Origin of the sequence: Sphingobacterium sp. SG20118 (genome assembly GCF_044740685.1) — a bacterium.
GTDB lineage: Bacteria > Bacteroidota > Bacteroidia > Sphingobacteriales > Sphingobacteriaceae > Sphingobacterium.
On the sequence record NZ_CP172826.1, the window covers coordinates 1,490,048 to 1,513,598 of the forward strand.

The 23,551-nt window shown below is 38.6% G+C and carries 18 protein-coding genes and 2 tRNA genes; 6 read left to right on the forward strand and 14 right to left on the reverse strand.

Annotated elements, in window-relative coordinates; translation table 11 throughout:
* Nucleotides 1-10: 10 nt before the first annotated feature.
* The 13 genes from ACFX5U_RS06965 to ACFX5U_RS07025 all read right to left on the reverse strand — a co-directional run bounded on the left by ACFX5U_RS06965 (nucleotide 11) and on the right by ACFX5U_RS07025 (nucleotide 18,241).
* The gene (locus ACFX5U_RS06965) at nucleotides 11-3,187 is read right to left on the reverse strand and encodes an efflux RND transporter permease subunit (RefSeq protein ID WP_400262852.1); all 3,177 of its coding nucleotides are present in this window, start codon (nucleotides 3,185-3,187) and stop codon (nucleotides 11-13) included.
* A gap of 9 nt (nucleotides 3,188-3,196) precedes the next feature.
* Nucleotides 3,197-4,585 (reverse strand): TolC family protein, encoded by a 1,389-nt coding sequence (locus ACFX5U_RS06970; RefSeq protein WP_038702314.1) that lies wholly within the window; start codon nucleotides 4,583-4,585, stop codon nucleotides 3,197-3,199.
* A gap of 111 nt (nucleotides 4,586-4,696) precedes the next feature.
* Complete coding sequence (locus ACFX5U_RS06975) at nucleotides 4,697-5,098, reverse strand: hypothetical protein (RefSeq protein ID WP_280568946.1); 402 nt, start codon at nucleotides 5,096-5,098, stop codon at nucleotides 4,697-4,699.
* 579 nt (nucleotides 5,099-5,677) lie between these two features.
* Nucleotides 5,678-5,765 (reverse strand) — tRNA-Ser (locus ACFX5U_RS06980).
* A gap of 406 nt (nucleotides 5,766-6,171) precedes the next feature.
* Complete coding sequence (locus ACFX5U_RS06985; RefSeq protein ID WP_400262853.1) at nucleotides 6,172-7,074, reverse strand: hypothetical protein; 903 nt, start codon at nucleotides 7,072-7,074, stop codon at nucleotides 6,172-6,174.
* Nucleotides 7,034-7,990 (reverse strand): hypothetical protein, encoded by a 957-nt coding sequence (locus ACFX5U_RS06990; RefSeq protein WP_400262854.1) that lies wholly within the window; start codon nucleotides 7,988-7,990, stop codon nucleotides 7,034-7,036. Before ACFX5U_RS06990 ends, ACFX5U_RS06985 begins: the two co-directional genes overlap by 41 nt.
* A 628-nt stretch (nucleotides 7,991-8,618) precedes the next feature.
* Nucleotides 8,619-9,653 (reverse strand): glycosidase, encoded by a 1,035-nt coding sequence (locus ACFX5U_RS06995; protein WP_400262855.1) that lies wholly within the window; start codon nucleotides 9,651-9,653, stop codon nucleotides 8,619-8,621.
* Between the two features lie 30 nt (nucleotides 9,654-9,683).
* Nucleotides 9,684-10,799: an aryl-sulfate sulfotransferase gene (locus ACFX5U_RS07000; protein ID WP_400262856.1), complete on the reverse strand. Its 1,116-nt coding sequence runs from the start codon at nucleotides 10,797-10,799 to the stop codon at nucleotides 9,684-9,686.
* The gene (locus tag ACFX5U_RS07005; protein WP_400262857.1) at nucleotides 10,726-11,514 is read right to left on the reverse strand and encodes an aryl-sulfate sulfotransferase N-terminal domain-containing protein; all 789 of its coding nucleotides are present in this window, start codon (nucleotides 11,512-11,514) and stop codon (nucleotides 10,726-10,728) included. The genes ACFX5U_RS07000 and ACFX5U_RS07005 overlap by 74 nt, the downstream gene beginning before the upstream one ends.
* Before the next feature lie 100 nt (nucleotides 11,515-11,614).
* The gene (locus ACFX5U_RS07010) at nucleotides 11,615-12,082 is read right to left on the reverse strand and encodes a hypothetical protein (protein ID WP_400262858.1); all 468 of its coding nucleotides are present in this window, start codon (nucleotides 12,080-12,082) and stop codon (nucleotides 11,615-11,617) included.
* Nucleotides 12,083-12,200: 118 nt separating this feature from the next.
* Nucleotides 12,201-13,826, reverse strand: a complete 1,626-nt coding sequence (locus tag ACFX5U_RS07015) for a RagB/SusD family nutrient uptake outer membrane protein (protein WP_400262859.1) — start codon at nucleotides 13,824-13,826, stop codon at nucleotides 12,201-12,203.
* 51 nt (nucleotides 13,827-13,877) lie between these two features.
* Entirely contained in the window at nucleotides 13,878-16,892 is a 3,015-nt protein-coding gene (locus ACFX5U_RS07020; RefSeq protein WP_400262860.1) for a SusC/RagA family TonB-linked outer membrane protein, read from the reverse strand.
* 479 nt (nucleotides 16,893-17,371) lie between these two features.
* Entirely contained in the window at nucleotides 17,372-18,241 is an 870-nt protein-coding gene (locus ACFX5U_RS07025) for an AraC family transcriptional regulator (RefSeq protein ID WP_400262861.1), read from the reverse strand.
* A gap of 177 nt (nucleotides 18,242-18,418) precedes the next feature.
* On the opposite strand from ACFX5U_RS07025, the gene ACFX5U_RS07030 reads away from it, so the two are divergent.
* Nucleotides 18,419-18,982, forward strand: coding sequence for an NAD(P)H-dependent oxidoreductase (locus tag ACFX5U_RS07030; RefSeq protein ID WP_280568944.1), 564 nt, complete (start codon nucleotides 18,419-18,421; stop codon nucleotides 18,980-18,982).
* A 40-nt stretch (nucleotides 18,983-19,022) separates the two neighbouring features.
* Here the strand turns inward: ACFX5U_RS07030 and ACFX5U_RS07035 are convergent.
* Nucleotides 19,023-19,096, reverse strand: a tRNA-Arg gene (locus tag ACFX5U_RS07035).
* Between the two features lie 544 nt (nucleotides 19,097-19,640).
* Between ACFX5U_RS07035 and ACFX5U_RS07040 the strand changes: the two genes are divergently transcribed.
* The 5 genes from ACFX5U_RS07040 (at nucleotide 19,641) to ACFX5U_RS07060 (ending at nucleotide 23,514) form a co-directional block, all read left to right on the forward strand.
* The gene (locus ACFX5U_RS07040; protein WP_400262862.1) at nucleotides 19,641-20,276 is read left to right on the forward strand and encodes a helix-turn-helix domain-containing protein; all 636 of its coding nucleotides are present in this window, start codon (nucleotides 19,641-19,643) and stop codon (nucleotides 20,274-20,276) included.
* A gap of 315 nt (nucleotides 20,277-20,591) precedes the next feature.
* Entirely contained in the window at nucleotides 20,592-20,840 is a 249-nt protein-coding gene (locus tag ACFX5U_RS07045) for a hypothetical protein (RefSeq protein WP_400262863.1), read from the forward strand.
* Entirely contained in the window at nucleotides 20,776-22,023 is a 1,248-nt protein-coding gene (locus ACFX5U_RS07050; protein WP_400262864.1) for an MFS transporter, read from the forward strand. Before ACFX5U_RS07045 ends, ACFX5U_RS07050 begins: the two co-directional genes overlap by 65 nt.
* Complete coding sequence (locus tag ACFX5U_RS07055; RefSeq protein ID WP_400262865.1) at nucleotides 22,020-22,469, forward strand: VOC family protein; 450 nt, start codon at nucleotides 22,020-22,022, stop codon at nucleotides 22,467-22,469. The genes ACFX5U_RS07050 and ACFX5U_RS07055 overlap by 4 nt, the downstream gene beginning before the upstream one ends.
* Before the next feature lie 109 nt (nucleotides 22,470-22,578).
* Nucleotides 22,579-23,514, forward strand: coding sequence for a proline dehydrogenase family protein (locus ACFX5U_RS07060; RefSeq protein ID WP_400262866.1), 936 nt, complete (start codon nucleotides 22,579-22,581; stop codon nucleotides 23,512-23,514).
* The last annotated feature ends 37 nt before the right edge of the window (nucleotides 23,515-23,551 follow it).

Consider the following 23,551-nt stretch of genomic DNA (forward strand, 5'->3'; position numbering starts at 1 on the left):
CGCTGATATTTTATAAAGATGATGTCGATGGATTTGAATAATATTGACTTTCTTCATCATCCGGATCTAAAGATGGACTCTTAATAGTTGTTCTTGATAGGAGTGAAGCAAAGAAATGCGGTAATAGAAGTAGAATGGTAATGGTCGAAGCAATTAAGCCACCAATCACAGCTCTACCAAGCGGAGCTACCTGTTCAGCCCCATCACCTATCCCCATAGCCATAGGTAACATACCCGCTAGCATGGCTGCAGCTGTCATTAATATCGGACGTAATCGAGATGATGCCGCTAGTCTCGCAGCGTTAGCAGGCTTTAGAGCCATATTTTTTCTGTAATATTCAGCTTGATTAATAAGAAGTACCGCATTGGATACCGAGACGCCAATAGACATGATGATTCCCATGTACGATTGGAGGTTAAGTGTACTACCGGTGATAAATAGGATAATCAAACTTCCGGCTATTACAGCTGGAATTACGGATAAGATGATCAACGGCACTTTAAAAGATTGATAATATGCAGATAACATTAAGAAAATAGCGATAATAGCGACCGCTAATCCTGTCAATAAACTACCTAATGTGTCATCCAATAGTTGCATCGTCCCTTCTGTCCATACGTTGACCCCACGTGGAGGGGCTCCAGCTTCCTTAATGGCTTTTTTTACCGCTGCAGAAGCCGTTCCAAGATCTTGATTATATACATTTGCGATGATTGTGACATAGCGATTTGGACCCTTACGGTTTACTTGCGCTGGGGCAGTGACTCGTTTTACTGTTGCAACATCTTCAAGTACTGGACGCAGACTTCCCTTTTTTAGAGGTAATGATTTAAGCATTTCTTCAGAAGACATGATGTGCTCAGGAATTTGTACTTGAACCTGAAATACAAGTCCTGATTTTGGATCTACCCAAAGATTTTTATCAGTAAAGCGCGTCGATGATGTGGCCGCAACTAAATTCCGGGTGATATCCTGCATTGTCAATCCAAACTGGCCCGCCAGATCACGGTTCACTTCAATTTCCAATGTGGGGTAAGCAAGTGGTTCAGCAATGCGCACATCTCTTAGGTAAGGAACTTTCTTTAAATTCGCTTCTATTTTTGAGGCATGGGCATTTGCAACCTTGAGTTGTCCAGCACCGACTTTAACTTCAATCGGCGTCATAGCGCCCTGTCCCATTATTTTTTCAGTCAACTCCATCGGTTCAAAATTTAGCTGTACTTCTGGATGTTTTTGACCTATTGATTTTCTGATTTCTTCCTTGAGGTCCTCCATTGAACCGGTGTAAATATCTTGATCTACGGATACCTGTAGCACTGCTTCATGCGATGCACTTGTAAACAAGAAAATAGGGTTTATAGGCGATGTTGCGGGTTGCATACCTACAAAAGCTGAACTTATCGCCATGCCATTTTCAGGAAGTTGTGCCTTAATTTCTTCTGTGATGGTTTTGACTAGTTCTTCCGTTTTTTCAATTCTACTGCCTTGAGGTGCTTGGATACGGAGTTGGAAATCACCACTGTTTGAAACAGGCATGACATCGGTACCAACTACGTTTAATAATAGTCCCACAATGGCTCCAGCTATGAAGATGTAGGATATGAATAGACCTAGTGATTTGGTAGACCACTTACGCATCCTATAAGAATAATTAACTCTGAATTTATCAAAAAAGGCTCTTTTCCTAGCCGTTTTATTATGCACCTCATGTTTATGCTTCATTAACCAGTTCGCTAATATCGGCACAAATGTTTGTGAGGCAATAAACGATGCAATCATTGCAAATGCTACGGCCATAGATAATGGAATAAACATATCTCTGGGAATACCGGTCATGATAAAAGCAGGAGTTAACACAGCAAGGATACACAGGAGAATCAATAACTTGGGAACAGAGATTTCAAGCAACGCATCTAGAATTGCTCTTTGCTTTCCTTTTTTCATTTCCATATGTTGGTGAATGTTCTCGATGGTCACCGTAGCCTCATCAACTAAGATACCGATGGACAAGGCTAACCCACTTAGTGTCATAATGTTAATCGTTTGGCCAAATAAGTATAATACCATAACGGCCGAAAGAATGGCAATTGGAATGGTCAAAACCACAATGAGTGCTCCACGGCTATCACCTAGGAATAAGAATATCATCAATCCAGTAAACACAGCTCCCAAGATACCTTCGTGTATGAGGTTTGACAATGAGCGTTCGATGTATTTTGACTGATCAAATTCATAACGGACATCTACCTCTTCTGGTAGTTGATTTTTTAACTTGTCCATGGATGCTTTTAAATTATTAACAGCATCTAATGTGGAAGCATCAGCCTTTTTGATAATCGGTAAGTACACAGAACGTTTACCGTTCACCAGTGCATAACCTACCGTTTGATCCGCACCATCAGTTACCGAAGCGACATCTCTGACATAGATGGTTCCATTGTCCGTTGTCTTAATTGGTGTATTTAAAAATTCTTCAGGATTTTTGGCGATGGAGTTGATTGGAGCCATTAAGTTTTCATCTCCTATCCGGATGTTACCAGCAGGAGAGGGGGTACTACTTTTTGTGATGGCAATCGTAATATCTTCGGCACTTAAACCACTAGCTTGCATAGCTTGAGGGTCGATATTGACTACGATAGAACGGGCATTACCCCCAAATGGTGCAGGTGCAGTGATCCCCGAAATCTCAACAAACATAGGCCTGATCTTAGTCAGTACGAGCGTCTGTATTTCATTAATAGAAAGTTTGTCACTTTCAAATACCAATTGACCAACAGGAAGTGAACTACCATCAAAACGTACCACCATTGGCGGTACTGCCCCAGCGGGCAAAAAACCCATGGCTCTTGATACAGAAGTAGATACTTCACCAGCAACTTGTGCCATATTGGTGCCAGGGTAAAAGGTAAGCTTCATCAGACTTAACCCCTGTACACTTTTGAAGTCAATATTTTTGACTCCGCTGACAAATAGCAGGACCTTTTGAAATTCATTGGCCATAAATCCATCCATATAAGCGGGAGATAATCCGCCGTATGGCATAGCGATATACATGGCAGGTAGTTCAACTTCAGGGAAGATGTCTACGTTTATTTTTTTTATTGTGCTATAGGAAAAAAAAGCGATCGTAATGACTGCTACCATAATGGCTATTGGCTTCCTTAGCGCAAATCTGATTAGATTCATGTGTATGTATTAAAGGTTATTAAACAGGTAATCGAAATCCGCTGTCAATTCTGATTCGTATGCAAGTAACAGCCAGTAAGAGCGAGAAGCCTCGATATGATTATTCTCCGCTTGTTCTAACAATATGCGAATCTGTAATAATTCACTAAGTGAAATAAGTCCACTTTTGTACCGTGCAAGGTACATGGCATAGGCATCTTGAGCTTGTCTCACGGCAAGTTCCGATTTTTGAATTTGTTTATACTGCCAAAAACTTTTCGTTTGTGATGCCGAGAGGTCGGCCTCCATGGCTTGCTCGTATTGTGCATGAAGGAGTTTAGTACTTATAGCTTCCTTAAATAATCCTTCTCCTTTTAATCGGTTCGTATATATGTTCGTGATATTCCAGGTTAAACCTATACCAATTAGCATATTATTGGTGCTGTTGTTAAATCCATTTTTCCATGCTCCAGAACTATTGCCTGTTGCACTAACTCCTGTACCGCGGTAAGCGTAACCACCTAACAGTCTTAAAGATGGCATTGCCGCTCTTTTCTGCGCTTCACCACTTAGCGTATAGTATTGCGATTGTTTGTCCAATGCATTTAATAGTGGGTGTGATGGTGTTATCTTTTGACCTATTTTTAAACCATGTTTCTCCATGGGATTGGAAAAACGATGAGTAGATGCGCTATAAGAAATCCCTTCTGACCCATAAAGTTCCTGCAATTTAATAAATGAAGCATTTTTATTACCACTCCACTTATCATATTCCCCCAATGCTTGTATATAGGAAGAGGAAGCTAAGAGGCTATCTGCAGCCGGTTTAAGACCAGAAGCAGCTAATCCTGAGCTGATCTTGCGGATATCATCTAAGCGCTCTGTATTTGCTTTAGACCACGCTAATTTTGCATCATTATAAAGGAGTGTGATGTATCGCTCAGATAAGGTTTTTTTGAGGTTCAGCGCGTATGCATCTTTTTCACTTACTTTTTTCTCGAATAGCGCATCTGCTGCTTCATTTTCTTTTGTAAGTCTACCGAACGAGAATAATTCCCATTCGATTGTAGCAGAGCCAAAGCTATTGGCGGCCATGTTGCTGCCATCAAGCGCATTTGGGGCACCACTTACATTGAAAAACCCAGGTTGAGGGAAAAAGGCTCCTGCACTACCTTCGTATGTGCCATAAGTGTTTTGTACCTGCGTTTTTATCTGTGGAAGTATGCCACTTTTTACAGCCCTAGCATTTAGCTTTGCTGCATCCATAGCATTGTTTTTAGCTCCTAAACCGGGATAATTTTCTTCCACCTTTGGCCATAAACTGCCCAAGGTATTTTCTTTTTGTTGCTGTCCGTATGTGGGTAATACGGGTGCAATGGCAAGCCACAAAAGTGTAGTCGCCACCATGTGTTTGATCATAGTGATATTAAGTTTTGATAGGTTGGTAGTTAACCAACAATCTGTCTTGAATACAATAATAATGTTGCCCATTGAAAAATCAATAGGAGTAGAGGGGGGTAAAAAGAAGTGCTAAATTTGGAGATTACGATCTCGAATAAAGATGGGTATGGAACCTGATATTTTCAAGTTTCCATAATGGGGATGTGCTTGTTGGCTGCGAACGGTAACGCTAAACAGCAACATAAATGCAAGGGTAAATAATACTATCGGAGCATAGTCACCAGCCTGAAAAGAAACAGTTTGGGATATCTGTGTATCTGTAGTTTCACTATTGATACATTTTTCCGTATTACTACTGGAAAATAGATTTCCGCTCTTTATAGGGGCTTGTGCTGTACTACTTGCGATATCTGCCCAGCTTTTGATGCTACTTTTAACTGCACAGGAAGTCAATAGCACAAAAAAAATCGTGGCAACGATAAATAAGGTGCTCTGAATTTTTTTTGTTATATGTAGTCTAAAGCGGTTCATATATCGGTAAATCTAGGACTTTTTATGTGAGCCAGCAAATATTGTGTTCTATTTTTTTGTTTTCTAACAGGTTTGTTGCTTAAGACACAATTTCATATTTCCTAAAAGTGCGATATGATTTTATGCGCATAAAAATCATAATATATTAATTTGGGCTGTTTTATGTTTAGGAATATTAAGGTTCACGATATAAACAACAAAAGCCCAACTTTGCTTTGGGCTTTATTTTTTGTTGGCGGAGAGCGAGGGATTTGTTACGACCCTCAATCCCCATACACAGTCTGCAACGATATTGTTCGAACCCCACCCAGCGCTTCTGATTCAAATCTGCAACTGCTTTTTACAATATTTCATACAGAAATTAAATTCAGTGCATAAAAAAAACCTTCATCTTTCGATGAAGGTTTTTGCGGAGAGCGAGGGATTATTCTATGAACCCTAAATGGGGGAGGCTTCATCAAAAAAATAAAGCCATTCACTTCGCTCATTTTTTTGTTGCTTATAGCTTTTGTTTAAGCAAGCTTACAAAATCTTATAAACAACAAAAGCCCAACTTTGCAGTTGGGCTTTATTTTTTGTTGGCGGAGAGCGAGGGATTCGAACCCCCGGACCTATGACAGTCAACAGTTTTCAAGACTGCCGCATTCGACCACTCTGCCAGCTCTCCGCGACAAAAGTACAAATTTTAACGGTGCTACCAAATTTATTTTCAAATAATATCCACTTAAATACGGTTTTAGTCAGTATTTGATTGATTCAAAAGCTGTTAATTTTATTCGATTTCTTGTTTAGTATTATATTGTCGTTTTTTTATGAAAAATCAATATTTGTTTAGCCGAAACACAATGATAGTGTACACAAAGCAGCTATTCTGAAATACTTTTTGTCTATGTTTTTGGATATATCAGTTATCCGAAAGCAAATGTAGCTGCATTCGCTAGAAAATTCTTTTGTCCTGGTTATTTATCTTCTGCACATTTTACGAGATCTTTAGTACACTTGAAAAAACTGGTATATCAACAAATTCGTCATGATAGGGAAAGTAGTTTTCGTATATTTCAATGCCCAATGGGTTAGAAATTTTTTTTCATAAATGCATCATACTCTTTTTCTTCTATACTCATTTTATCATACCAGTTTTTCTTAAGGATAAGTGAGGTGATACCTAACGTCAGTATGCTAGTAACTAATGGAAATCCTTGTTGAATAACAATATACATTGGTATTAATGTCAAAGAACATTGCCATATAATGCCGATTATGATATTGAACATATCACGTCTAAAGTTTGTATTCTGCTTTAAATCTGGGTGTTGTGCTTGTGCTTTTCTGATAACCGGACCCCAAAAACCCCACGGACGTATTCTGATGTAGAAATCTATCAATATTTTATCTTCTGTGGGCTTAGATAATAATGTCCCAGCTATACAGCCAATTAATGATATGCACATTAAAATTGGGAAATAATATAAAGGCAGTATATCCGGAAAAAATAATGGGGCTAACATGGCTGCAATAATGCCAGATAACATACCCCAAAAGAAACCATTACCATTAAATCTCCACCAATGCCATTTCAAAACGTTAGCTGCGATATAGCCACCATACAATGCAGATACGATCCATTGTAGTATCGAGTTAATATTGTCTAGGTATAGACCGATTATTGTACTGACGATGACGACTAATACGGATATGATGTAGCTCGCTTGGATTTGTGCCTTGGAGGATGCTTTGGTATGGATATACTTTAGAAAAACATCGTTTACCAGATAAGCTTGTGCAGCATTTACTGTGGCGGCAAATGTCGACATAAATGCAGCAAGTAGTCCAGCTAACAAAATACCAGCAAGTCCTACGTAGGCAAATTCATTGATAGCTTTGGGCAGGATGGTTTCAAAGTCAATATTATTTCCCATCGTCTTAAAATCCTCACTAAAAAATACCAGAGCAAGTACGGTGAATCCCATAATCATGAGATAGCGGGGTATTAATAGGATAACAGATACAGAAACCACTCATAAGGGCAGCTTCCTTTGGACTTTTACAGGCAAGTATTTTTTGCATGTCATAGTTAGCCGCTGGTCCTGCCATGCTCATAAACACACCTTTGAAGAGCATCATCATGACAAATATTGTAAATAGGCTGTATTGATCATCCTTGATCTTGGTCATAATAGAAGGAATCAAAGTGGTCCAATCGAGGTCCAAATTCCAACCGAAAAAAGGAGAGTCCCATCCATTGGGAACGTGAGATGCGAGCATTTCGGGACTTACTTTATTCATTGCTATGGCTGCAATGATGATTCCTGATATTGTCATGATGCTGAATTGAACGACATCTGCCCATACGATGCTATGCATTCCCCCGAGCATAACATAGAAGGTCGCAATAGTAGTGAAAAATATGCCGTAAACCTTGGCGACGGATTCTGGTTCCAGTTGAATGGGAATATAGTGCGATACATACTCCCATGGGAAAAATACCTCCATAAATTTGCCAATCCCAATGAAACCATAACTCAGAAAACCTAATACCCCCATTAGGGCATATAGGATCACTATAGTATGCGAGAGATTGGCTCCTCGGCCGTAGCCAAAGCGGGTGCGTATCCATTCGGCTCCTGTTAGTACATTGGAACGGCGCAACCATACGGAAAGGTATACCATTAAAAATACTTGATTGAAAACCGGCCATAGCCAAGGAATCCAAAGGCTTTTAAATCCGTATACGAAGGCAAGATAAACCATCCACATGGTTCCTGAAATGTCAAACATACCAGAGGCATCTGAAAGACCAAGCATGTAGAAGGGAAGTTTTTTACCTCCAAGGAAGTAAGAGTCCAGGTTTTTCGACGCTCTTTTTTTCAAGAGTAGCCCGATTACAATCATAGCTATGAGATAGACGACTATTATAAGTATATCTATGAGTTGGAGCTTCATTGAATATTAACTATTCCTTTCTATGGATTGATTTATAAATTGGTTTATTCGGTAACCAAATATACATTTTTTTTACTGTTTTTCGTCAGAATAAATTTTTAATGCATGTATGTTTCATCTGTATTAATAAGCTTATTTTCACTCGGCTTGTTTATTCCATAATCCATTGGTTCGTTAAGAGACTTTCATGCTGCCTTTGGCGGTTTAAGTTGTGCTGCATCTACCAAGAGCGGGATTATTCATCACAGTTTATGAACCTTTTTTAAACGCATGATATTTCCATCAGATTAAGTTGTTTTTAAACTGCTATGAAGCTATCATGAGCACGATGTTACTTCTTAGTTCGGCTTCTAAATAATTTATGGGTGCTCATGATGGTTTCAATAGAAGATACTGTGCTGACGGTGAGATGGGCCAAAATCTCTTTTAGGCATTTTTTGTCAGGTACGCTTTGTTTTTTTCAATCAGTTGATTTATTTTTTGGACAGACTTCAATGATCTTAATCCATCTTTTGGTGTATTGAGACAATAATCAAGTAGCCTATCAACATCCGATACAGCTACATGCATACGTGTATCACTGGAAGCATAGTATATGTACACAGTTTCCATCATCATTTGCTACCCATCCATTTGAAAATAATACATTTGACACATCGCCGACTCTTTCTTTTCCTTCAGGGGCTAGGAAATATCCGCCGGGTTCAGCAATCAGTAAACTAGGGTCGTCCAAACAGGTAAGGTAGAGGTATAATACATACCGGAGTCCTGCTGCAGTTTTGCGCACACCATGCGCTAAATGAAGCCATCCTTTAGCGGTTTTAATAGGTGCGGGTCCCTCTCCATTTTTTACTTCCTTGATTGTATGGTAATGTCTTTTATTGATGATCTTCTCCTCTTGAACAGTGGCATCAGTTATATCATCTATCAAAGTCCACCCGATTCCACCTCCGCTTTTAGCAAGGATAAAATCGTCTTGAGGTCTTGTGTACAGGGCATATTTCCCATCAACAAACTCAGGGTGCAGCACGACATTACGTTGCTGACTGGAGGCGCGAAGGTCGGGTAAACGCTCCCAGTGTAACAGGTCTTTTGAACGTATAATTCCCGCGGAAGCGATAGCACTGGACAAATCACCCACTGCTGCTTCAGGATCTAATTTTTCACTACAGAAAATTCCATAAATCCAGCCGTCTTCATGCGCTGTTACTCGTATATCATAGATATTTGTTTCGTCAGGATCAGTATCTGGTATAGCAATCGGGTAATCCCAAAAGCGAAAGTTATCAAGGCCATTTTTACTTTCAGCTATTGCAAAAAAGGATTTTCTATCCGTACCTTCCACACGAACAAAAAGTAGATAACGATCTTTCCAATAAAGAGCGCCGGCATTCATTGTCGAATTAAAGGCTATACGTTCTAAAAACAAGGGGTTTGTATTTGGATTAAAATCGTATCTCCAATGCAAAGGGATATGATTTTTTGTAATCACGGGATTTTCACAGCGCTGTATAATACCATTCGACGAGGGAATGAAAAGATTTGGGCGGTTAAGTAAAAATTCATGGTATTCGGATATTCGATTTTTTTGGTTTTCAAATATAGTTGACATCGCGGAGTAAAATCTAAAAGTATTTTCAATTTAGTAGTTTTCGGGGTATAGAGGCATGCGCGTTACGCGGTGGAAAGCAAAGCCGCTACTGGCTGCTATTTCAAGTTCAAACAGCACTTCTTTGGTTGTTGGATTAATTTCCACGATTCGCCCGCCAGTGCCAATAGATGTTGAAACTCCCATTCCTGGGCAGAATAAGACATGGCCAGTTTGCTTTAGGTATTGTACCCCTGAAACCGCAAGAGAAAATCCCATCGCTCCGCGTTCTTTACCATAAGACCAAAGTTGTTGTACAGTTCTGTTAGCGGCGTCGATTTTGTATTCCACTATACGGCTGTAATTCGTTCCGATAGGAGTAGAGTTGGATACCCAGTTGCGGTCATAGCCATTGTCAAACACCAGTATACGGTCGTTAGATATGGCCACAGGAGTATGAGGACCCCATGGCCAGTCAAATCCTGCTATGTGCGCATCTCCATTGATCACATCAGGGTCTGTCACCAGAGACCCATTTTCGGTAATCGGTTTTAATAATAAAGATTGGTGTTTAGTCCCCCAATACTTATGAGGTGAGATAATCCAATGTATGCTCCCAGTGCGGCTAAAGCTCACAATGCCCTGATAGCGTAGGGTAGCCAATAAATTGTTTTCTATCTCACCAATAGCATTGTTATGTGCCCAGTTGTTGGGAGTCTGTGAGAATGAGGGCGGTGTAATACCATCCGGTTTTACGTACCGGGCGGTGTCGAGTAGATTGGCAAGATCCCATTCAGTGACAACAGTACCCGTTTCTGGGTTCATTTCAATAATATGATCATTCACGCGTGGCTCACCATTACGCAAGCGCGCAGCAGTTTTGGTTACTGTTATTAAAAAGTTTCCATTTGTAGCCTCAGTAATTTCATGATGAAATCCATACCCAAATTTTTGAAAATCCCACTGGCGCTTCAAATTGCCAAACATATCGATTTCTACGACGCGTGGCTGGGATTGGTCACCAGCAATGAAGGTTCCTTTTTTGGTACGTTTCAGACCGATGGAAGTTGAAAGTTTGTTTAGATCGGGTGATGATTTAAATAGCAATAGCCAACGTAATTCCCCTTCGCTGTCTAACATATAAGGAAGGGATACGTCCGCTTCGCTCATGCCTGGATAGTTGATTAAGTTCAGCCCAGGTTCCATTTTTTCGGGTTGAGCTTTCAGTCTTTTCCATTTTGGAAAGTCTGCGATAGAAATGGCTTGGGTACGTATATGTATCTGGGTACTGCCACGTTTCTTTACCCTCCATGTCGGTAAAGGTAAGCTCGACCAAGTTATCATAATCAGCATAGAGACCTAGGATCGGTACACGCTGACGGATTGCATTTTCTTGGCATAAATGTGTTATCGTACCTATAGGGTCGTTTTTACCCATTATGGTGACTTTTACCCGACCATAGGTTGGCAACCAGACATCGACTAATGCTGCTAAAGGGTTGTAGCCCGATGGGTTGAGCTTTACTTTTTCTACTATATGGTCGAGTGAGGTGCCTTTTGTCGGGATGATGAGTTCAGAGCCATCGCTAAAGGCGACTTTTGTACGCCATAGTTCGGGTTCAGGAACTATTTTTGTAATATCTTGCAAAGGAATACGAACACTACCGTTTTCAAAATTAAAAATATAATTTCCCTCAGCTTCAGCAATGTCAAGTAGTAACACTCCTTTATCTATATATTCGCTCAACGATTGTTGTGATGGAATTGCAGATGGAATATCGCTGTTTTCCCTACAGGAATAAAAGGAAATTACAGTCATGATGAATATAAAATGACATATGATGTAAGACTTTTTTAAATAACTATAGATCCTGGTTGTTAGCATAATTGATTACTTTATTATAAAATATTGCTAAATGTTAAATAGCACATTTAGCAATATCAAATTTTATTCCCTTCTCCTATACTTTGATAAGGCTGATAGATTAGTTACTTGAACAGAAAGGATAATTACCAACGCTACTGGCAAGTATGCATATAAGGGAAAGATGGTCACTGTCTATAAGATTATAGGTGCCGAAATTTGATTCTGGGCCGCTACATTTAGGCCCTTTGAATGGTAATCCATAAAGATATTGACTAGAATTAGAACCCGAAAAGAAACCTTCAACTTCATAAGTCCCTGCAGGAATACTTGTGTAAAAATTGACGCCAGGTGCAGTAGGATAATATAAAGTCATTACAATATTTCCGCTTTGTTTAAGATAAACTCCAGAACTAGGTAATACCGTACCTGTTGAGTTATTGAGGTTTATGGTAACGGTGTTAGCAAGCACTAGATTTTTAGTATTCAGATTGCCCTTGGTAACTTTTTCAGTTGTTGTAGAAACTGAATAGCTGGTGGCAAAAAGCGCCATACAGCATAATAAAAATAATGTTTGATAATTTTTCATAATACATTAAGATTTAAATGGTGAATAAAATTATAGGGAGTAAAATTTTTAATTATACTATATACTTTGGTTAAATTTTATTGGGAGGTTCGAAACACCCTCCCAATAAAATATAGACTTACCTCCATAATGGATGTTGTTGTATTTTTGTATTTGTATTCATCTCCGATTCCGGGATAGGCAGATAATAGTGCTTCGGTTGAAAATTAGCGGCACCTTGTTTCTTATTTGCAATGAATACCTGTTTCATTTCAGCAGGCGTATACCAACGTTTTAAGTCAAAGAAACGGTGTCCTTCAAAGAAAAATTCCAATTCATTTTGCTTGATAATTTCCTTCATTAACTCGTTTGCTCCAGCCCATTTTTTATCCGTCAAACCAGCTCTAGTTCGGATACGTTTGAGCGAGTTAGCGGCATCTGTTAAATTCCCGTTTTTGGCACATGCTTCGGCGTGCAATAGTAATACTTCGGCAAAACGGAATACACGGAAGTTATTATTTCTATTTGTAGCATCATACATGCTATTGGCACCGGCCTCATTTTTGAAGAAATTGGTGTATTTCTTGATTAGGAAACGACCAGACTTATTGTCTATCTTCGGAAATACAGGCTCACCGCGTTGTCTTTTGGCACTCGCATTGTCCCACATCAGATCAAAGGATTGGTTGCCAAACCAAGCACCATCCGTCAAACCACTTTCATAGTCCGAATATTTCCAAAAGAAGCTCGTATACATTCTTTTGTCAAAACGTGTGTCCGATCCTGTTGGACGTTCTTCCTCCACAAAACTGCTTACTACAGAAGCTCCTGGCATCAATTTGAACCAAGCTCCAGTACCATCAGGACCGGCAAAATTAGGAACAACGAAACCTTGTGGACTATTGGGGTTTTCTTGATCCCAAGACCCATTCGATCCAAATTTGCTATCATACACCAATTCCCAAATCGATTCTTTATTCAATTTGGTGTTATCTTTAAAATTATCTTCAAAATTTTCTACCAGATCATAGGCATAAGGTGCGTTTAGCAAAGCTTTTAGCTCCGTTTCAGCCTCTCCATATTGCTTAGTGTACACCAGTGCTTTGCCTAGATAAGCAATTGCGGCACCTTTGGTTACCCTGCCCGCCTCAGCAGCAGGTCTGGTTACGGGTAAATTGTCTTTAGCCGCTTTAAAATCGGCCACGACCTGTTTCCATATTTCGGCTTCTGCAGTAGCTGGTTTGTTTGTACCTTCAGGATCATCACCTGCTGGAATTAATAGCAAAGGAACATCGCCATAATTTGCTGCTAATAAAAAGTAATACATTCCACGCAAGAAGCTGGCCTCAGCACTTAATTCTTTCTTTTTATTTTCGTCCATAGGTACCTTGCCTATATTTTGGAAAAATACGTTTGCGCGGTTTATACCTTTATATAAGCTGCCAAAGTCACTTTCAGAGGTGCCAGCAGAGTTTAAGAAATTAATGTATTCCCAGGTAAATGGTTCTTCTCCAGTAAGGAACCAGACATCATCCGCTCGATTCATGGTCTGATAGCCACTGTAGGCTCCATAATAACCAGACATTTGCGAGCGAATAGGCGAATAGATTGTGGCCATTGCTGCCTGTGCATCGCCTTCATTAAGCCAAAAAATATCCTCAACCGGTTTATTCGGATTGATGCGGTCCAGAAAGTCAGATTTACAGCTTCCAAGCGACAGGAGAAGTGCTGCAGCTACCGAACACTTAATTATAGAAATTTTCATGTATATCGTATTTAGGAAATTAAAAGTTATTGTTTAAAAATTGTCTATCCATTAAAAATTAGCTTGTATACCGAACATAATGGTACGTGCCAGTGGAAAGCGACCATGATCCGTACCTGCTGTTAATACACCTGATGGGGCTCCATTATCACCATTACTTTGTCCAAGGTCTGGCGTGTAACCTTTGTATTTGGTGACGGTGAATAGGTTGTCTGCAGCTAAATATATACGACCATTTTTCAATGTAGCTTTGCTCAGCCATTGTGCTGGCAATGTGTAACCCAGTTCGATGGTTTTTAGGCGGAAGAAAGCTCCACTCTCTATCCAACGGTCACTTACGCGCCTTTTGTTGTCGTTGGGATCCTCTCTGGTATAACGTGGTATATCGGTATCCGTATTTGTTGGAGTCCAAGAGTCTAGCAAGCGTACCGAATGGTTGTTTACCTCGTTGGTCTGTTCCATGCGTGCGCGGGTATAGTTATAGATCTTGTTGCCGTACATACCATCAAAGAAGAAGGCAAAATCAACCCCTTTATAATCCATACCACCTCGAATACCATAGGCAAGTTTAGGGAAGGGGCTACCCATATATTGACGGTCATTATTGTCAATACGTCCGTCTCCATTATAATCCACAAACTTAATATCTCCTCCCATCGCATTCGGTTGGATTATCGTGCCATTTGCAGCTTTATATCCCTGTGCTTCGGCATCCGATTGGAAGAGTCCATCGGTTTCTATAGCCCAAAAACCTCCGATGGGATAGCCTACCTTTGCCCATGAAACGGTACCTTCGCCCTGTGGATTATAACCCTCAAATTCCTGTTTGCCACCCACTGTTACAGCTTTTACTTCATTTTTTACGGTAGAAGCATTGACTCCGAAATTGTAATTAACATCACCTACAGCATCTCTATAAGTAGCTGAAAACTCAAAACCTTTGTTTCGGATTGTACCGGCATTCATTGTAGGTGTGCCGCTCAGTCCTGCCGAAGGTGGTTGGTTGATTCCTAAAAGAATATTTTTTGTATCCCGCACATAATAGTCTGCACTGATGTTCAATTTACTCTGTATAAAGGCCAGATCTAAGCCAATATTACTGGTTTCCGTCTCTTCCCAAGTTAGATTTCGCGGCGATACCCAGCTATTTCCAGGGATGGCTCCTTGCCACCACATACCTCCCTGAATATAATTGATCCCATATGTAGTTACATTCTGTGTGGTATAGTCTCCGATTTCTTGATTGCCTAGACGTCCATATGTAGCACGTATTTTGAATTCATTGATTGCATTTTTTGCGGTTTCAAAGAATCTTTCGTTCATGATATTCCATCCTAGAGCGACAGAAGGAAATACACCATATCGCTGTCCGTCAGCAAATTTTGAGGAACCATCTCTACGTATCGTCGTCGTAAATAAATAACGGCTGTCGTAGCTATACATCAATCGCCCAAATTGGGATACCAAGGCCGCTTCATTCAAGCTACCCGATGTTGACTGCTCAGCTGGCGAACCAGCATCAATTGCGTCCGTTCCCATAGGTATATCTTTTCGGCCAGCCCCAAAACCACGATTGGTATTTTCTTGCGAAGAATAGCCCGCTAATACCGAAATGGTGTGTTTATCAATGGTGTTGTCATAATGTAAAGTGTTTTCGATCAGCCATTGATTGTTAAAGAAAGCACTCTCGTTGAGTGTCGATTGATTATTGGCCGTACCATAAGTGTAGGCTTCACTCTTATTATAATTTCTTCCCGAAGTTCTGTTTATGCCGACGTTTAATCTATATTTCAGTCCCTTCACAAATAAATCTGCTTCAGCATAGCCATTGAGCATGATATCTGTTTGGTTTACATGTTTGTTGTATAGATTTAAGTAACCTACTGGATTTTCTAAATTTTTCATCCATGGTGCGTAGGTCGAATAGCCTCCCAGTAAATTTTCATCATATATCGATAATATAGGGTTCTGTCTAAGAATGTCAGTAATGGTCAAATCAGAATACTTCCGATCACCTGATTTTATCAAAAAGGTATTTCCAATACGGAGATGATCATTTAAGAAACTGAATGTATTCTTCGATCTTATATTGAAGGCCTTGTATCCTGTCGTTTTCAAGATACCTTCTTGATTTAGATAACCAGCGGATACGCTATAGGTAGATCGTTCTCCACCGCCTGAAATATCGAGGTTGACCTTATTAATTGGAGCGGTATCAAATACTTCATCCTGCCAGTTGGTATTGGCATTGAAATCTTTAGCCTGTGTTGGCAGGTACTTATTTTTGTCTTGAAAGGCTTTCCACTGCGGGCCATCCATGAGATCCATTTTTTTTGGTAGGCTTTGAATACCCGTGTAGGCATTTATTCCAAGAGTAGCTGGGGAGGCTTTTTTACCACCTTTTGTGGTAATAATGACCACACCATTGGCAGCACGCGAACCGTAAATTGCTGCTGCAGATGCATCCTTCAATACATCTAGCGAAGCAATATCATTAGGGTCTACCATATTAATATCACCAAATACACCATCAATGACATAAAGAGGTGTATTATTTCCCATCGAGCTTAGACCGCGTATATTGATACTCATACCCGCTCCAGGTGTACCACCTGCATTCGAAACACTTACGCCAGCTATGCGGCCTTGCAAGGCACCAGCAGTACTTTTGGCTAGATTGGATTGGAGGTCTTTGCCCGATACAGAAGCTACAGCTCCTGTAAGGTCACGTTTTTTTACTGTACCATAGCCAATAACGACTACTTCATCAAGTTGGCTATCATTCGAGAGGTTTAGATTGATAAACGAACCATCTTTAATCTGAACTTCTTTACGTTCCATTCCGACATAGGTGACCAGTAAGAATTTCCCTGTTGGGACATTGATGGAGAAATTTCCGTTTTGATCTGTTTTTGTTCCGTCGGTAGATCCTTTTACAACAATCGTTGCGCCGACAATTGGATTATTTTCTTTGTCTTTCACAGTTCCTCTGACAGGGACGGCCTGTTGTGCCGATGCATATAGGCTAAAGGTACAGAGTAGTGAAACTAATGTAGTTCTTCTCATATTTATTAGGAATTAATGGTTTACTATGTAAATAACCCTAAGAGTAAAATGATTTATTCTGAAGGTTGTATTTGGTTATCTTTTTTAGTAAAGGCTAAACTACAGTAAAACGCAATTGGTAAATTGTACAATAGATTCAAATTGATTGAACTATTTATCCTTTGTTTGGGTAAAGAAGAGAGGGAAGGGTGCTGAATAGCAATATAAAGTTGGATTTGAGCTACCAACACTTTGTTTTTACAATTATTTAGTTAAATAGTTGGATGGTGTTAAGGTGTTTATTCACAGTGATTTGTAATTATTTTCCGAACTATATTTTTGCACTATGGACTCAAAATGATTGAACTTTAAGCTCTTTGCTAGGGGCTAGCGCATTAACAATAGGTGTTTTATAGGGCTATACGGCTCCAGTGGGAGTGTGATGTCCGACAGATTGGGCAAATTTCCGGATGGTTAAGAACTTGTTAAACTGCTTATTATTAAACAATGAGTTGCTGTTTTTTACAGTTGTCCCTAAATTCTGCAGGAGTGATACCCTTAGCCTTTTTAAAAACCCGATAAAAATAAGAGACGCTATTGAAACCACATAGGTTGACTACATCTGCTATAGGTACTAGCTCCTTCAATTTTCGCATCGCCATATTGATTCGAAAATCGAGTAAGTAATCTGTGAAATTCATGTTCGTATTGCATTTTATAAACCTCGCGAATGTTGAGCGGCTCATGTTGAGCGTATTAGCAGCTTCTGGTAGTCGAATCAATTGGTTTACATTATGGGATACGTAGTTTTGAAGTTTTTGAAGGAGCAGTTCATTTGAAGTCATTTCCATTTTGGTGGCGCTAGAAAGCTCCCTTAGATCTTCTCCTTTGGATAACTCATATAGGAGGATAAAGAGTTTCATTACCGCGTAAAAACCGTCCTTTTCCATCGTCAGAATACGAAGTAAAGGAAGTATCTTTTCAATAGTAGCAGTTCCAAAGTGAACACCTTTGGATGCCCGGTTAAATAATTGCTGGATGCTTTTGAATTGCTTCTTGTCTAAGATCTGCTCAATCAGGGAGGGGTGAAATTGTATCGTGATTTCGTGGATATCAGTTGATTTACATTCACCGTCTTTCCAGGCGTGTTTCAGTTCTGGATTGGCGATAAGAACCAAATCTTTATGTCCAATAGTTTCGATGGAATCGCCGATGATCCGTTGAGCTCCCGGAGCTCCTTCTACATAATTCAGTTCATATTCAGGGTGAATATGGACGGGAAATGTGAAAGATGATTTCCTCCGGTCAAACACTACAAAACAATCCAGCTCAGACAAAGGCGATTTTTCTCTATAGATATCTGACAGCATAATTCTTTTTTGGTTTTAAGGGTCTACTAATGTAGTTATTTTAAACTTACATAGAATGCGGTATAATTACAAATTAAAAAGAGCGGGTTATAATTTGTTCTGACCCGATTCTTCCATTTACATTGAAAAAACAAAAGTTAGTGTCGTACGTTATGTAAAAAACAAATGATTATTCGTATGAAACCATTTAAAGTTGCACTTGTTGTTGGTAGTTTAAGGAAAGAATCTTTTAATAAAAAGATAGGTAAGGCTATTTCCCAGTTAAAGGTCGCCGGTATGCATTTCGAAAGCATTGCAATTGGAGATTTGCCGTTATATAATGAAGATTTGGAAAAAGATGTGCCTGCTACCTGGCGCTATTTTCGAGAAACACTAAAACCCTACGATGCGGTATTATTCATTACTCCAGAGTATAACCGATCGGTTCCGGGAGTACTTAAAAATGCACTAGATGTTGGCTCACGACCTTATGGAGAAAGTGTTTGGGACAATAAGCCCGCCGCAATTATAAGTTGTACAGCAGGCGGGTTAGGAGCTTTTGGTGCCAACCATCATCTTCGACAATCATTGGTCTTCTTAAATATGCCGACCTTACAGCAGCCCGAGGCATATTTGAGTCATGCTGCAAAATTATTTGATGCTTCGGGAGAGTTGATAGATGTCTCCACCCGAGATTTTCTACAGTCTTTTGTAGAGAAATTTGAATTATGGATTGAAAGAAATATAGTGAAAAAGTCATAAAGCAAAAAATCCTCTTTACAAAAGTAAAGAGGATTTTAAGTACGCCCATCAGGATTCGAACCTGAGACCGTCGGTTTAGAAAACCGATGCTCTATCCAGCTGAGCTATGAGCGCGTTTCCCTTTCGGTGATGCAAAAGTACTTAAATGATCTATATATCCAAAACTTAAGTGCTTTTTTTTTACACCAAAACATTAAGTCCTTGCATTTCAAGCTGATTAATTTTTAAGTTCAAGACTTAAAAATGCTGATTCCGGCTATCTATGCTTATTTTTTTTCATGAGGTAAGGTTTTATTTTGAAAAATGTATTGCAATATTCAATTACCTTTAATTTTATGTGTAACCAATATGGTCAAATTCTCTTATGCAAATAAGATAAGTCTTTTAACTTTTGGGATAGACTAAAAAGCTTCAGTTATATTAAATAGATATTGGATCCATTAGATATAAGAGCTACTTTTGTAATCTAAATGTACATTTTATAAAGATGGAGTTTGAAATTATTTACACAAAATCTGTTGATAATCTTTTTAAGATAAGTCCAAAAAAAAACGATTTTTATAGTGTTTTACTTTGTTTAAAGGGAGACTTATCTATAAAAATCGGCTATCATAGTTTTGAACTAAGCGCGAACATGATATCTATTTTGGCCCCCAATATGATTTTTTCTACAGATCAACCTTCAGATGACTTTGAAGTAATACAGTTGTTTTTTCATAAATCTTTTTTGCAGAAAATATTCATTAAAGACGAGATTATCAATGAACTACTAGAACTCAATACAAACTATCCACCTGTATTTATGTTAGCGGATTCTTTCCATAAAGTTTTACAGAAATTTAAGCAAATTGGTCGGGAGATTGAAAACAAAACGGCCTATCACCTGGATGTTAGTCGACTACTTACCGTAGAAATTTTGTACGAATATAATCGGGCATGCGAGTATTGCTTACTTGGTTTTCAAAAAAATATGAACCGTAATTATCAATTAACCTATCAGTTTAAAAAAATGGTAGACCAACATTTTTTAGTATGGAGGTCTATTGGCAATTATGCCGAATCTTTGGGAATTACCGCAAAGCATTTAACTGAAGTTATTAAAATAGAAACAGGACAAACGGCATTGCAAATACTTCATGAGCGATTATTATTAGAAAGCCAGTATTTATTAAAACATACTTCAGGTTCTATAAAAGAATGTGCTTATCTATTAGGGTTTGATACACCATCTTATTTTACCAGATTTTTTAAAGCACAGACGGGAATTTCTCCACAGGCCTATAGAGCGCAATAAGTTGTTTTTTAATTATGCTACATAGAAATGCATTAGGTTTTGATATTTAATTAAAAATTGGGCAGATTCAATTTAGAACAGCACCTAAACGGCATTCTTACTGATTTACATTTTAAATGAAATTAGATGTCTTTACACTTATCATATTCCAACATTCTATTTAAAAATAACTATAATCACACCGTACCGTTAAATATTCCAGAAATAATAAAAAGAAAAGTCAGTAATCCGAAAAAAATGAAATAGATGCCGAAGAATTGAGCTGGTATAGAAGTGTATTCATCTCGAAATTTGTACTTATAAATTCAAATTGAAATGAGTACAATCAATCAAACGACATCAGTTTCCGAAACAAGCAATTGGAAAGCTTTGTTTAAAGGAGGCAACGGAATAAAAGCCACTGCTTTGGCATTAGGGGTGATGCTACATGCTACCAATATATATTTGGCAACGACAGTGATGCCTTCTATTATACAAGATATAGGCGGCTTAGCATATTATGCATGGAAACACCACTCTATTTGTGGTTGCCTCGATAATAGGTTCCGTCGTTTCAGCCAATAGACTTGCCGTATTAGGACCACGAAGGGCTTATCAGTTTGCTATTATTTTATTTTTCTTGGGCTCGTTACTATGTACATGTGCATCAAGTATGTATATATTACTAGTTGGCAGATTTATACAAGGTTTGGGTGGCGGTTTGCTTTTTGCTTTGTCTTATGCAATGGTTCGTATCGTTTTCGATAAAATACTATGGTCAAGAGCTATGGCCTTGATTTCTGGCATGTGGGGCATAGCCGCTTTCTCAGGGCCTTTTATTGGCGGTCTTTTTGCCGAAAACAATCAATGGCGCTGGGCATTTGGTACGCTATTACTCATATGTATTGTTATATTCACCATCAGCATCCTAATTCTTCCATTACAGAGAAGCAAAAAGAATCCTCCAATAATACCATATTTTAAATTAACGTTACTGGTGTCGGCTGCCTTATCTGTTTCTATAGGAAGTATTTTCGAAAGTATCGTTATCAATATATTAGGTGTCGGAATTGCTCTTCTGTTCTTATATATATTAATTGATGCGGAGAAAAAAAGTACTGTACGGCTTTTGCCAACAGGTGCATACAATCTGTCTTCTCCTTTGGGAGCTACCTATGCAGTTATGACATTACTCACGATCGGCACATCAATAGAAATTTTTGTTCCTTACTTTGCACAAGTAATTAGTGGGTACTCACCATTGCAGTCAGGTTATCTCACTGTTTTGATTGCTTTTGGATGGACCTTTTCATCACTTTTATTCTCAGGTATAAAAACCAGTTCCATTGCTAAGATCATTCGTCTGGGTACAATATTAATGTTGGTTGGTTTAGTTGGTCTAACTTGGTTGGCTGGAACAAATAATAATCCATCAACATTATTCCTGTTTCTGAACTGCCTGTTTTTGTTTTTAGTAGGCGTAGGAATTGGATTGGGCTGGCCGCATTTATTAACGAATGTATTTGCGATGGCACCTGAAGGGGAAGAAGAGTTAACGTCGACTTCTGTTACCACTGTACAATTAATGGCGACCGCATTCGGAGCTTCATTAGCAGGCCTTGTATCAAATATGGGAGGCATCAATGAGCCCGGTGGTGTAATAGGAGCACAAAGTGCGTCTTTGCTGTTATATGGTGTTTTTTCCATTGCACCCTTGTTAGGCATTATAATACTATTTAAAAAAAAACAAATAAATTCAATATTATGATAACAGGACTTTATGAAACGCATATTCAGGTGAGTGATTTGAAAAAATCAGTTGAATTTTATACCCAAGTATTGGGGTTAACAGTCGCACACTATGATGAAAACAGACCTATTGCTTTTTTATGGATCGGAGAAGATAAGAAAGCAATGCTCGGTTTATGGGAACAAGCAGAAAATTTGCAGAAACGTCATTTTGCATTTAGCTGTGATAAAGAATTTATATTAAATTCAGCAGCCTGTTTTTTAAATGATCACCATTTGAAACCCTATAATTTTTTAAAAAATAAATCTGCCACACCAATGGTCTTTAGCTGGATGCCAGCTCTTGCTATTTATTTTGATGATAGAGATGGCAACCAATTAGAATTAATTTCTATTCTGGAAGGAGATGGTCAACCGGAGTTAGGTATAATTACCTATGAGGAATGGCTTAAACTAAAAAGGTAGACAAGGATAAATTTTATAAATGATCGTTTAAAACAATGGAATTGATAAAAAACAATATTCTTTTTCCAATAATTAGTTTATAATTGCTATTCAATATAAAAAAGTTATTATGAATAAAGACTTAATACAAATTGGTGCTGAGGCATTAAGAAAAGCAGCACTAAATGAAGATTCGAAAGCCTATATATTGACAAACCCAGTCTTATTCCAACTTTTCAAAAAAGCAGCCGATAGATATATTGGGGGCGAAACCCTAGAAGAAACTATAGTTAAAGTTAAGGCTTTAAATAATTTAAAAACTTCAATAGAATTCATGGGTGAAAGTACGCGAACAGAACAAGAATCAAACGCTGCTACCGAAGAGTTTATCCGTATCTGTGAACAAATCAGGCTACAGCAATTAAATGCTACGGTATCTTTAGATCTGTCGCATATAGGCTTAGCAGTATCCAAAGATCTTTGCTTAAATAATTTAAATGCCATTTGTCATGAAGCATCCAAATCTGGTGTTGAAGTTATTATCAGTGCCGAAGGAACTGAAAGAACAGATGCTGTAATCGAAACCTATCAAAAAGCAATAAAAAATTATAATCATTTGGCGATTACGCTGCAGGCCTATCTGTATCGAACAAAAGATGATTTTGAGGAGATAAAAAAAGAAAGTGGAAGAATCAGAATTGTGAAAGGTGCGTTTGAGACAGCTAGTGGCCTTTCCATGCCTAGAGGCGAGTTGCTTGATGATGTTTATTTGAGTTATGTCGATCAGTTACTGGCCCAAAACCATAAATGTTCAATTGCTACACACGATAAAAATATACAAGCAAACGTTCAATTACTAATTGAGCAATACAAGCCAACGAAAGAAAACTATGAGTTTGAAAGTCTATATGGTATTTGCAATGAGCAACTTTTCTTACTTCGCGACCAAGGATACCAAACCAAGCTCTATTTTGTTTATGGAAAGGAATGGTACTTATATCTATGCAATCGGATGGCAGAATATCCAATGAGCATATTTCAAGCCTTGAGCGATATTACAAAATAGAATATGCCATCCAACGACAATATCTAGAAGGAGATAA

Bases quoted from the DNA above. Each gene is read 5' to 3' on its own strand.
- ACFX5U_RS06965 (WP_400262852.1), bottom strand. From the start codon at position 3,187: ATGAATCTAATCAGATTTGCGCTAAGGAAGCCAATAGCCATTATGGTA.
- ACFX5U_RS06970 (WP_038702314.1), bottom strand. From the start codon at position 4,585: ATGATCAAACACATGGTGGCGACTACACTTTTGTGGCTTGCCATTGCA.
- ACFX5U_RS06975 (WP_280568946.1), bottom strand. From the start codon at position 5,098: ATGAACCGCTTTAGACTACATATAACAAAAAAAATTCAGAGCACCTTA.
- ACFX5U_RS06985 (WP_400262853.1), bottom strand. From the start codon at position 7,074: ATGATTATGGGATTCACCGTACTTGCTCTGGTATTTTTTAGTGAGGAT.
- ACFX5U_RS06990 (WP_400262854.1), bottom strand. From the start codon at position 7,990: ATGATTGTAATCGGGCTACTCTTGAAAAAAAGAGCGTCGAAAAACCTG.
- ACFX5U_RS06995 (WP_400262855.1), bottom strand. From the start codon at position 9,653: ATGTCAACTATATTTGAAAACCAAAAAAATCGAATATCCGAATACCAT.
- ACFX5U_RS07000 (WP_400262856.1), bottom strand. From the start codon at position 10,799: ATGAGCGAAGCGGACGTATCCCTTCCTTATATGTTAGACAGCGAAGGG.
- ACFX5U_RS07005 (WP_400262857.1), bottom strand. From the start codon at position 11,514: ATGCTAACAACCAGGATCTATAGTTATTTAAAAAAGTCTTACATCATA.
- ACFX5U_RS07010 (WP_400262858.1), bottom strand. From the start codon at position 12,082: ATGAAAAATTATCAAACATTATTTTTATTATGCTGTATGGCGCTTTTT.
- ACFX5U_RS07015 (WP_400262859.1), bottom strand. From the start codon at position 13,826: ATGAAAATTTCTATAATTAAGTGTTCGGTAGCTGCAGCACTTCTCCTG.
- ACFX5U_RS07020 (WP_400262860.1), bottom strand. From the start codon at position 16,892: ATGAGAAGAACTACATTAGTTTCACTACTCTGTACCTTTAGCCTATAT.
- ACFX5U_RS07025 (WP_400262861.1), bottom strand. From the start codon at position 18,241: ATGCTGTCAGATATCTATAGAGAAAAATCGCCTTTGTCTGAGCTGGAT.
- ACFX5U_RS07030 (WP_280568944.1), top strand. From the start codon at position 18,419: ATGAAACCATTTAAAGTTGCACTTGTTGTTGGTAGTTTAAGGAAAGAA.
- ACFX5U_RS07040 (WP_400262862.1), top strand. From the start codon at position 19,641: ATGATTTTTTCTACAGATCAACCTTCAGATGACTTTGAAGTAATACAG.
- ACFX5U_RS07045 (WP_400262863.1), top strand. From the start codon at position 20,592: ATGAGTACAATCAATCAAACGACATCAGTTTCCGAAACAAGCAATTGG.
- ACFX5U_RS07050 (WP_400262864.1), top strand. From the start codon at position 20,776: ATGCATGGAAACACCACTCTATTTGTGGTTGCCTCGATAATAGGTTCC.
- ACFX5U_RS07055 (WP_400262865.1), top strand. From the start codon at position 22,020: ATGATAACAGGACTTTATGAAACGCATATTCAGGTGAGTGATTTGAAA.
- ACFX5U_RS07060 (WP_400262866.1), top strand. From the start codon at position 22,579: ATGAATAAAGACTTAATACAAATTGGTGCTGAGGCATTAAGAAAAGCA.